Raw genomic sequence first — 12,040 nt, forward strand, 5'->3', positions numbered from 1 at the left:
TGATGTGGCGATCGGTGAGTACGAGGTTGACCAATACGAGGACGATGACGTCTGCGGAGATGCCAGCTCGATTGGCGCCGATTGCGTTGCGCAACGCCACACGCTTGCGCCTCACGATGACATCGATTGGCTGAAGTTCGATGGGCTTCGAGGCATTACCTATCGAGTCTTTACCTACGACATCGAACCATACATCACCGACCCGGACATTTATGTTTACTCCGGCGATTGCGGCAGCTTGACACTTATTGGGAGCGACGATGTTCCTGGCCTGGGCCAGAGTGGAAGCGTGGAGTTCTTCTGCGAAGAGACCGGGACCTACTACGTCGAGGTTAGACAGCACACATCTGGGGAGATCGGGTCATATTATTACATCGCTGTTTGCAGCGAGCTCTGGCCGATGGTGGGCTGCGACAAAGGCCACAGGGGCTACATGAACGCGGAAGGCCCGACGACGAACAAAGTCGAGTGGGCCCGGACGTTCGGCCAGTTTGACCTCAATGCCTACGCCTCGCTCGATCAGACCGGCCGGATATTTGTTTCCGCTACGGATGGCACCCTTTATGCAGTTCTGCCGAACGGGCGCCTCGATTGGCAGTATCCGACGGGCTTGGCGTCGGACTGGGGTCCAGTCGTTGACCACGCGGGCAACGCGGTTCTGGCGCTTCGGGGTGGCATGGTGTCATCGGTCGGGCCCGACGGAGCCTTGAACTGGGCGCTGTCAACGCCTTTGCCGGCTGAGATCACGGCGCCGCCCACGATTTCAGATACTGGTGCCGCCTTTTTCGGGCTGGAGGATTCGTCCATTGCTGCGGCGGTCGCAGATTCAGGCTTGGCCATTATGGGCTATCCTTTCACGCCTCCGCCTCCTGTGTCGGGTCGGGTTGTTGGCAGCCCAGCGATCGATTCTGAAGGCTTCGTCTATTTCACAACCGAGGGCAATGTTGATGTTTTCAACGTGTTTTGCATTGATCCACGTTCGGCAGTGTCGCTCCGGTGGCGGAGCCATGTTCCACCCGTGATCTTAACAGCTGCGCCGACGCTGAGCCATGATGATGCGGAGCTTTACGTGGGCGGTATGGATGGAGTTCTGTACGCGCTTGACACGAATTCTGGCGGCAATCTATGGAACTTCGCGACGGGCGGGCCTATCGTGGGCTCCGTCGCCGTCCACCCCGACGTGGGCATGGTGTTCATCCCATCAGAAGACGGTTCGCTGTATTGCGTCGATCCCGCCTCGCCCAGTGCTGCGGTTTGGGAATATGCGACGGGTGGTCCAATCCACTCTTCGCCCGCTGTTGACATCGCCGGTCGTATCTATTTCGGCAGCGACGACGGGTTCTTCTACTGTCTCAATCCCGATGGGTCGCTACTTTGGAGCTATGATTTCGGGATTCCGGTCGATTCCAGTCCTTCGCTCGACTCCTACGGATTCGTTTACATCACGGTCGGGCACGAGCTCTTCGTCTTTGACGAGTGGGTCCCCGACCCCAGGGCGCCCGAATCGTCATGCGACTGTCCGGCCAAGGTTACGAGCCCGCTTATTCCCGTTACGTGGGTCTCCAGAGACAACAAGAGCGGTGTGAAGTCCGTGTCGCTTTGGTATCGCTACAGTTCTGGCGGCACGTGGGGCAATTGGACTGATTCTGGGCTTGTAGGATATGCCGAGATAGGGACGTTTAATTTCGTCCCGACGCAAGAGGGCATCTACGAGTTTTACACGATCGCCGAGGATTACGCTGGCAACGTTGAGGGTGCACCAGCGTCGGCAGATTGCTCCTGTCTATACAACACCGCATATCCCGAATCATCCTGCACATCGCCCGAATACGATAATGCGATGCCAATCCCTGTTCAGTTCACCAGCAATGCCGTGAATGGCATCTTCCAGACCGTTCTGTGGTATCGATACAACGGCGGCGCATGGACATGCAGCGGCCAGGCCAAGCAGGCGTCAGGGGGCACGATCTACTTCGGCGTGAACCTCGGTAATGGGACTTACGATTTCTACTCCGTCGCGATCGATGCGATTGGGAACGAGGAGCTGAGGCCTACGGCGAGCACCCAGCCGGACACGACCACAATTTATGACATGATTCGCCCAGTCTCGAGCTGCTGGCTTACCGCTGACGGCGACTACACGAGCGATTCGACTATACCCATCCAGTTCAGAGGCTACGACGGGCTAAGTGGCTTGAACGAGACGGTTCTTTACTACCGTATCGGCTCGGGCGACTGGATTGATAGCGGGCTTTCATCCACCGGGGCTGAGGGCACGTTTGAGTTCGACACCTCAGCAACTGGAGAGGTCAAATACGATTTCACAACAGTTTCCGAGGACAATGCAGGGAACGTGGAGCTGGGCCCGAGCACGGCAAAGGCCTCGGTGGTCTATGATGCAACAGCCCCAGAATCGACCTGCACGCTCAACAGCCTGACGGATACCGAGATTCTATTGAACTATGATGTTGTTGACAGCAACCTCATTGTCGAGGTTCAACTCTGGTATCGCCTGGCCTTTGGAGACTGGGCGATGCACCCCAAGAAGGGCTCGGGCAGCTCCGGGATGTTCACGTTCGTCCCGCTCTTGGGTGATGGAACGTATGAGTTCTACACGGTCGCCGTTGACGCGGCCGAGAACGTGGAGCCTCCTGCGGGGCTTCCGGATGTGCTTTCGATATACTTCGACGTCAAGGCTCCAGAATCGCACTGTTCGGCGCCGGCCATTGCGACCTTCAACGAGATTCAGGTTGGTTTCCACGTCTTGGAGCTGAACAACGGCGTCAAGGAGGTCAAGCTCTTCGAGAGGTTCAACGATGGTGATTGGGAATATACTGGACTTTCTCGTCATGGGAATGACCAAGGCGTGTTTGAAGTCAGGCTCTACGATGGGGACGGCGCCTATGGCTTCTACACGACGGCCGAGGATTACCTTGGCAATATAGAGGATGTTCCTGACACAGCTGACGCGGTCGTTCTTCTCGATAGAGAGGCGCCAGTTTCCAGCTGCTCGTCCGGTGAGATCGCCTCGTCCGCGGTGATCAGTATAGCCTACGAGGCGCAGGACGCAGTCTCGGGCGTGAACAGGACGAAGCTCTTCAGCAGCTACAACGGAGCGAAGTTCACGGACACGGGCCTCGTGGGGTATGAGTCGAGCGGAGCGTTTTCGTTTGACGCGATTTTGGGCGATGGCGAGTACGCGTTTTACACAGTCGGCGTGGATGAGGCCGGGCATCGGGAGCGGATTCCCGACATGCCGGACACGGTAACGATACTCGACACGCAAGCGCCGTTCTCTCAGTGCAGTTGCCCAAGCGTGACGAACGCGACGGAGGTTACCGTTACCTTCCTGGCTGGTGATGAGGGGCTTGGTTCCGTAACGGTGAGCCTGTGGTTCAGCTTCAACTTCGGCGTTCCGGAGGACAGCGGCCTTTCGATGACGGCAGGCACCGGCGCTTTTGACTTCGAGCTTATGCACGGCGAGGGTATTTACTCGTTCTTCACGCTCGCGACCGACTCCGGCGGAAACGTTGAGGCAGCCAAGGATATGGAGTGTTCTGTTCTTTACGATGCCACCGCGCCGGTCTCGACGTGCACTAGCAGCACCTACGCAAACAAGTCGCCGCTTTCGATAGCGTTCGACGCCGAAGACCCCGACATTTCCTTTTCCATAGATGGCAGCGGCGTCAGGGGCACCTGTCTGTGGTATCGGTTCAAGAGATATGCTGGCGTTGAGTTCGGCGATTGGCAGGATTCGGGCGTCAGGATGGACCTTGCTGAGGGCACGTTTAGCCTTTGGGCGAAGGACGGCGAGGGCTTCTATGACCTCCAGACGAGGGCAGACGACAGGGCCGGTAACGTCGAGGCGCTCAAGGATGAGCCGGATTGCAGCGTCATCTATGACGTAACGCCTCCTGCGTCGTTCTGCACTTCGCCCGGAACAGTCTATGAGCCGAAGATACTGATCGACTATAACGTTTATGAGATCACGAGCGGCCTTGCTCGTGTGACGCTCTGGTATAAGTTTGAGAACGGCGAGTTCGAGAGCAGTCGTATAACCCGCACGAGTCCGAGGGGGCAGATAACGTTTATGCCGAAAGACGGCCAGGGCAGTTACTACTTCTACACGATCGGCGTTGACAACGCTGGGAACGTTGAAAGAGGACCGCTCGAGCCGGATTGCCAGACGATTTATGCGCTCAACGAGCCGGATATCAGCGTCTCGCCGATGTCGATCGACTTCGGAACACTGCCTCCGGCTCTAGGCCGAACTGTAACTGCGTATATCGAGGTGTCGAACGTTGGCCTTTTGCCTCTGAACATCTCTGATATATTGATCGATACCATGATTCCAGCCTTCACGAGCACGGCGGGCGCGATGACAATTGCCGCAGGGGCAAGCCAGCTGATCGATGTCTCGTTCTCGCCTCCTGGCCTGGGCCAGTTTAATGCGACCCTGGCTATCACGAGCAACGATCCGGATGAGCCTCTAGTTGAGGTCACGTTGACTGGACAGGGCGCTGCGTCAATGCAAAACCCCAGCATTCGGGTTGCGCCTCAAGATCTCGGCTTTGGCACGGTAACACTTGGTGAGACGAAAGCGGGCAACTTCACTGTAACCAACATTGGCGGAGCTGATCTGGTCATCTATAGCGTGCAGAATCAGCAGATGGTGTCCGTATTCAGCGACGCGCGAGGAGCGAGCTACTATCCGCATGTGGTGCCACCAAACGGCGGGACGATGACGATCAGGATCAACTTCAAGCCGACCGCGGCGAGTGATTACAGTACTTTCTTCGTTATCCGCCACAACGATTTCTACACGGACCTGACCAGTCCAGGCGCCACGACAGTCGCCTGCACTGGCACCGGCGTTACCGGGGGTGGACCCAGTATCCATGTCACTCCGGATAGGCTGGATTTCGGCAGGGTCACGGTGCGCACAACTGCTGAAAGGAGCGTTACCGTCTCTAACGTGGGTGGCGCGGACCTGATTATTACCGGGATGGAGACTGTGGGCTCGCAGACGGCATACACTGATGGGCAAGCGCCCTCATGGTACCCTCACGTTCTACAGCCCGGCGAATCTACCGAGATGGTCCGGAGGTTCACCCCCCCCACCCCTGGCTCCTATCCGGGCAGATTTGCCATTCTATCCAACGATCCCGAGAACCCTAGTTATAGAGTTGCCACGACAGGAGAGGGCGTCTCAGGCGCAGGCGGGCCGGATATTAGGTTGAGCCACGACGACATTAGGTTCGGCGTTGTCCATCTTGGAGGTGTTGCGGACTTAAGCGTTGAGATCTCAAACGTGGGAACTGCTGATCTCGAGGTCTCGTCCCTTGATGTAGAGAGTTCGACGCCCACCGTCTTTGGCGCCTTCTATAATGGATCGTTCCCGATTGTCATCGCGCCTGGCGGAAGCGAGCGGATCAGCGTAACTTTCCATCCGGCCGGCGAGGGCGATGAGACAGGGGAAGTGCATGTAAACAGCAACGACCCGGGCTCTCCACAGCTGACGATTACACTCAGCGGTGTAGGAAGTATCGGTGACGATGATTATCCGGTTCTCAACGTGAGTCCCCGGATTCTCGACTTTGGTGAAGTGCCGGTGGGCTCGACGAAAGAGATGACCATCACTGCTCGGAACGACGGGGCAGTAGTTCTTTACATCTACCGCATGGTCACCCCTGAGCCGTTTGGGGACGGTCAGGATGTGTCCTGGTATCCGTTTTGGGTGTTGCCGGGCAGCTCCGTTGAAATGACGGTTACGTTCAGCCCAACGGAGTCGGGTTTCTACAATGAGGGTATAGGGGTGAGTTCCAATGACCCAGATTGGTTGGCAGGGCGGATCGAGGTCACAGGCACAGGCGTTGCCGGCTATAGGGGCCCGGAGCTGTCGGTTTCTGCGGACAAGTTCAGCGTTCACGCCGGCGAGGAACTGGCGATTTCGTTTGGCATACAGAATCCAGGCCCAGCGCTCGCGGTCGATCTCTTAGGGGCGGTCGTTCTGCCTGACGGGACGTTCCTGTTCTATCCTGGGTTCTCGATGGAACCGCAGCCTGTGTTCATCAGAGTTGCAGAGGCTGCCGCAATAGGCCCAATCGAGATTCTGCGGGTTCCGTTCAGCAATGCGCTGCCCAAGGGCCAGTATGTGTTCTATGCCGCTGTGCTAAATCCATACAACTACGATATGCAGATTGAGGGCGATATCGCCTCAGCAACGTGGGTCTTTGAGTAGATAGCGTCCGGCGCTATTCAAATGTGATGTAGGGGGTGTGGGGCTGCTTGCCACACACCCCCTAAGGCTGGCGTAGAGGCGATGACACCGTTCGCCGGGCGCTTCTCGACTCCCATTGCCATCGAGGCGGAGCCGCCCGCCTGTTTCTCCACGAGGGTGGCGAGTTCCATAGCCTTGCTGACATCGGCGCCGCGCCTCATTCGCCAGGGCAATATCAGGTCCCGGCTCGCGTTGACATTTAAGCTACAGACCGATATTCTCAGCATTGGCGAATACTTGATCACAGTTTTAGGTGCTAAGCCGTAATACAGGGGAGGTTTGAGCAATGCGAAGAACAGTGATAATCACCGGAATTGTGATAGCGGCCCTGGCGAGCGCCGTATCATTGGCGGGCGAGCCGATCTGGCAGATGATGATGCACGACTGCCGGCACACGTGTCAGAGTAAGTTCAACGGGCCAAGTCGCGCGAACATCGCCTGGAGGACCTTGTCGGACCAACTTTTGTCCGGGCCGGTTGTAGTCGCGGAGGATGGCGCCATTTACGCTGTCGCTTTCCCGAACGGGCTTTTTGCTCTCGACAATTCCGGGGCGCTCAAGTGGTCTCAAGACTGCAACCTTCCTTCGTCAGTTGCCTTGGGCAACGACGGGACAGTGTATGTGCCTTGCGGCGCTTTGCACGCATTCTCATCGCGGGGGGAGCTCAAATGGCGAGGTCCTGGCGTCCAAAACATCACGGTTGGGCCAGACGGGACTATCTACGCGTGCACAGTGTCATCATTCTGCGCCTTGAGCACGGAAGGCGATGTCAAGTGGGAGTATTATACGGACGGCCGGAAGGTTCGTGAACCCGCTGTGGCGCCGAATGGGAATGTGTATGTGCTCGAGGACTATTGGTCTTTGGAGGATGGACGGCTTCTGGCTCTTGATTCCAAGGGCAACCTGCTATGGGAACAGGCAGTCTCGGGATTCGAGGTTAGCGATCTTCTAGCTGCCTCCGACTCCTCGGTCATTTTCTATTCCCTCTCTCAGGGCATTCTTTACTGCTACGGCCCAAACGGCGAACTCAACTGGAGCTTCAGCACCGGAATGAGCTTCGTTCCCTACGATGAGGCGGTCGCCGGCGATCCCTGCCTGGGCACATCGGAGGAGGGCACCATCTATCTTCTGGCAGACAAGCCCTGGTACGTGTCCACGCCAAATCCACCCTACGAGAGTCTGTTTTTCGCGCTCACTTCGGCCGGGGATCTGAAATGGTCACTCGAAATTCCTGGCTCGCCAGGGAATAACATCGCGATAGGCGCGAACGGCACCATATACGTAGGAGCCATTGCTGGGGGAACCAGTGATACGCTTTTCTCGTTTCAGCCAGATGGAACAGAGAACTGGCGCACGGAGATAGGCGGAGCCTCAGAACCGGTGATAGGCGGAGAGGGCGTGTTGTATATTAGTGGCTGGGGCCTGACCGCCATCGCAGATTATGGTTCTATGTACATCGATCTTTTTCTCGCCCAGAGCTGGTTCTACCCCGGCGACTCTCTGTCGCTTACAGTCGCGGGTGAAAACATGGGGCGCAGCACAGACGTCGATTTCTATCTGGTGATGTGGGATATCGATGGAAACATTTACTCCTGGCCTACTTGGCAGCCCGGGGTATCCCCCGGCCTGACGGATTTTCACATTCCATACGGGACGCGATGGACGCTGGAGAGCTTCGCGGAGCTGACGCTGCCGACCGACAGCCCGCCGATCAACCGACAGGCCAGATTCTGGTTCGCCGTAGCCCTCACCAAGCCACAAACGATGGAGTTCTTGTGCAGCGCTGACATGGAGAACATCAACTTCGTCACAAACTGGCGCCCGTGACTAAAACGTTGGTTAATCACGAATCATGTCCACTGCAGTCATCCTCGAGACATCAATGCCTATTTAGAAGGAGGCGCCATGAGATTCGTCAGGTCAATTGTTGCAGTCATTATTCCGCTGCTGTTCTGCGTTACCGCAACCGCAGAATACTACACATTCCCCGTTCCGGGCGACGAGGTTTGGGAGCTTGTCTCTGACACTGGTGTTACCAGGTTGTCCTGCAGCGATCGGTGCTCCGCCATCGACGGGCGCAATCGCCTCTACGTCTGCAACACCGGATACACAGTTGACCCCGAGATGAGGCGCTGGGACGGGACAAGTTGGTCGAAGGTCCCAGTTCCGGAAGGGATTTGGAGCGTCTGCGCAGGCCCGGACAACATCGTGCTTCTCGGTGAGAGCTGGAACCTGGGTTACGTGCGCGATGAGGAGTATCACGAAATCGAAATGCGCTATTCGTACTCCGACTGGCAGTTTACGACGTGCTTTGAGGACGACACGTGGGTTCTCTCGTCAGGTCCAGAAGATGGACTCCAGCGCACGAACTGGCGGCTAGGAGGAGGCGATTGGCTCGATAGACCAACCGGACGAGCCGTATATGAGATAGATGCTTGGAGGGGCACACACCGTTGGGCAAGCTGCTCGGACGGTCTATACTACCAAGAAAACGGCGCCGGCTGGCAGCTGCTTCGGATTGAGTCATTCCCCATTAACGACGACGTCTGGCTCCGGCAGGTCGAACCTTACAGCGAGAGGCTGGCCTGGGCGCTTGGTGACGATGGAGACCTATACCACCATACCGACGGAGGCCTCCACAACATCATTGATGAGGGAGCGCCTATCCCGAACGGCCCCGTTCTGCGGATTGCGATCGACCGGTTTGGGAATCCCTGGTGTGTTATCGGAAACGGCCAAATAGCCAGGTTCGATCGGAGTCAGTGGACGCACTACACATGCCCTTTCTTGACTGGTCGCGTGCAGGACATGGTGTTCGACCATTTCGAGAACCTCTACGTTATCACCAACGAGATGGTCGTTATGATGCGCAATGATTGGGACGGCATTGGACTGGACTTCGAGTGCACAAAAGACTCCTACCTGCCGGGCACACCGGTCGGGGTCAACGCCCTCGTCAGGAACGCGTCCTGGGTGGGTATCTTAGCCGACCTCTATATCGCATATCAGAACAAGCAGTCAGGCGAATTGCTCTTTTTGCCCGGCCCTTCCGGCGAGATCAAGCCAGTCATCGCAGGTCTCTGGGCCAGGCGAAGATCGCCGCTCTACATGGGCTACATCGACATAGGTCCTGCGCCGAACCAACCTGGAGAATACGCCGTGCTGATCGGTTTCACGCTCGAGGGCCGGTTCGACATTCTCAGCAGCAACATCGCGACGGACGATATTGTGGTCTCAAATCCCAACTGAATCATGCGTTTTTTCAGGCCAGTCGTCGAACACGGTGCGCCTCAACCACACAGCATCAAACGTGAAACCTAAACTCAATGATGTCGCCATCCGCGACGACGTAGTCCTTGCCCTCGAGGCGGTTCAACTTCTGCGCCTTGACCTCGCGCATAGAGTCAGCCTTCACGTAGTCATCGAAGGCGATGACCTCCGCCCGTATGAACCCACGGGCCATATCCGTGTGGACTGTGCCAGCGGCTTTGATGGCCGTCGTGCCTGCCCTAAGCGGCCACGCCCGGACCTCATCGTTGCCGATTGTGAAGAAACAGATCGTCTCAGTGGCGTCGTATGACGCCCGAATGATGCGCTCCTTGGCCAGGTCGGCCAGCCCGGCGTCCTGCATGAACATCGCACGGTCTTCCTCCTCCAGCTCGAGCAGCTCCCGCTCCAATCTGGCGCACAGCGCGACTACGCTGGCGTATTGAGGCGCCAGAGGCTTGAAGTCGGCTGCAATTTTCTTTAGCCTTTCGGTCGAGGCATCCTTCTCGTCAACGTTCAGAACGATCAGAAGTGGCTTGGCCGTCAAGAACTCGATGCTCTGAATGGCGGCCCGCTCCTCTGGGGAAAGCTCGAGCCGGGACAGCGGCGAGGCGCCTCTCAGGTGGTCGAGGCACTTGACGATAATCGCTCGCTCCCTCTCGAGGTCGTCGGACTTGGCCTTTAGATAAATGACGTCGATTTTCTCGACGCGTCGCTCGCAGACAACGATGTCTGCCTCAAACATTCTCTCGACGGACACGGCGACGGCGCGCTTCAGGTCTATGGTCTGGAAGATGTATGGCACGTTCGGATTCTCGAATCCACGAACGACAAGCCCGAGCACCGAGGCGCCCTTGACGGCGTTCAGGCTTGGCCCGATGGCGTCCTCAGGGCTTGGTTCGTGCAGATACGGGTCGAAATACTCGATCTTGGCCTGGACTTCTCTGGACTTTGGGAAGTCCGCAAAAAGCCTGTCGAGTCGCTGATCAGGGACAGGGACGGCAGCCAGGTTGGTGGAATGGGCGTGTGCGTCGGACAGCAGCCCCGTTACCGCCTCAAAGACGCTGGTCTTACCGACCTTCGGGAAACCGCAAAGGCCTATGTTCAATTGGTTACCTCCTCTGAGTTTCGAGGTTGCTCGCGCGCTTGCGTCCTGTCAACAGAGGAGTCGTGGAGCGTGCTTGGCGGGTTGGCGATATTCCCCGAGCGAGGGACTTCAGCGCAGAAATATGGTAGCCCGATCCAGTTGACGAAAACAACCAGCAGAAAGAACAGAACGCAGGCCAGAATGACGATGTGCTGCCTCTTGACACACGGCGGCTTATCGATCATGAGAGTCTGGACGACGTGGCGCATTGTCTCCAGGAGCGTGCCGGCAGAATGCTTGCACAGGAAGCGTCCGCATGGGACGGAGATACCGTTGATCTGCACGAGCATAAGGTAGTATTTGGTCGAGGAGTCTGCGATGGCGGGAAAGGTATATGCTGCCGAGTATTGCCTCTTGTCGCCGCCCAGATAGACGGGCTCGCCCACCCTTATTGGGTCATAATCCCTGAGGTCAACGTCCACAAGCTGCGTCAAGGTGATCCCAAACGGAATCGGCAGCGGCTCGTCCTGCGCCCCGCAGTATTGAGCCTTGAACACCAGATCAAAAGGTTGCGATCGGTAGTTGATCCAGGCTTCGCCGTTGGGCTCGATGTTGTTACGGGCGGCCAAGACCCTTGGGGCGCTGCCAGGATCGCAATCTGGAGACGTGAAATAGAACCCGAAGGACCTGAACTTGGAGTCCTTGATAGGCTCGAACTCGAAGCTTACTCTCTGTTCCTGGCCGATACTGTTAACATCGATCTCTTCAGTGAAAAGATCGGTATCACGGTCATCCGCTGCAAAGAGGTGAAACATGAGCTTCCCACCTTTCGGATTCGGCCCGCAGCCAAGTGCCGCGGTTATCCGGCAGAGTCCGTTCTGTGTGGCCGCGAACATCTGGCCCGCTATATGAGCAAGAGGTGTCTTAGTCCCTTTGAATACGTTGCCCAGTAGGTCCTTTGTCTGAGTGACAATGGTTCGCTTGGAGTATTTCTTCTGGCAGACAGCGGCCGCCCAAAACAACGAGGCCGGACTCGCTTGGTGCGTGAGGTTGACATGTTCAGGCTTTTGGGGGAGTTCAAAGAGCTTGCATCTCACCTCCGGGGGGCCATGGCGAATCAACGGCGCAACAAGACGTCCGTCAACGGAGAAGGTGACCTTGAGGAGGTGGGAGTATTCCGATTGGAAGAGATGGCTGAGGTTTCCAGAGAGGTCTCGCGTCCACACAAATGCGGGCGGGCCATACAGGTCACGGCGCGGGTATGAAGCCCCGTCGAGCGTTATCATGGACGAGAATCCAAACGAAGAACGGAAAGCGACAAGCCCAACGACAATCGCCAGCGCTAGCGCCTCAGCTATCCAGACCCATTTTTTCAGCTTCACGATGACAGCAAGCTTACGGCTGTAAA

At 57.1% G+C, this 12,040-nt stretch carries 6 protein-coding genes; 4 read left to right on the forward strand and 2 right to left on the reverse strand.

All coding sequences use genetic code 11. The annotated features are described in order from the left end of the window. The 4 genes from VM163_06680 to VM163_06695 all read left to right on the forward strand — a co-directional run. The coding region (locus VM163_06680) for a choice-of-anchor D domain-containing protein (GenBank protein HUT03558.1) at positions 1 to 6,241 on the forward strand (6,241 nt) is incomplete at its 5' end. Between the two features lie 81 nt (positions 6,242 to 6,322). Beyond that, on the forward strand, positions 6,323 to 6,547 hold the full coding sequence (locus tag VM163_06685) for a hypothetical protein (protein ID HUT03559.1): 225 nt from the start codon (positions 6,323 to 6,325) through the stop codon (positions 6,545 to 6,547). A 19-nt stretch (positions 6,548 to 6,566) separates the two neighbouring features. Continuing rightward, entirely contained in the window at positions 6,567 to 8,105 is a 1,539-nt protein-coding gene (locus tag VM163_06690; GenBank protein HUT03560.1) for a PQQ-binding-like beta-propeller repeat protein, read from the forward strand. 78 nt (positions 8,106 to 8,183) lie between these two features. Further along, positions 8,184 to 9,527 carry a hypothetical protein gene (locus VM163_06695; protein HUT03561.1) on the forward strand — a complete coding sequence of 448 codons (1,344 nt, stop codon included), beginning with the start codon at positions 8,184 to 8,186 and terminating at the stop codon, positions 9,525 to 9,527. Positions 9,528 to 9,582: 55 nt separating this feature from the next. On the opposite strand, the gene VM163_06700 is transcribed toward VM163_06695, so the two are convergent. Both VM163_06700 and VM163_06705 read right to left on the reverse strand, forming a co-directional pair. Further along, positions 9,583 to 10,653, reverse strand: a complete 1,071-nt coding sequence (locus VM163_06700; GenBank protein HUT03562.1) for a DUF933 domain-containing protein — start codon at positions 10,651 to 10,653, stop codon at positions 9,583 to 9,585. Next, a complete protein-coding gene (locus VM163_06705; protein HUT03563.1) occupies positions 10,650 to 12,014 on the reverse strand; it encodes a hypothetical protein in 1,365 nt (454 codons plus the stop codon). Before VM163_06705 ends, VM163_06700 begins: the two co-directional genes overlap by 4 nt. Positions 12,015 to 12,040 lie beyond the last annotated feature (26 nt).

This window comes from bacterium (assembly GCA_035527515.1).
Taxonomy (GTDB): domain Bacteria; phylum B130-G9; class B130-G9; order B130-G9; family B130-G9; genus B130-G9.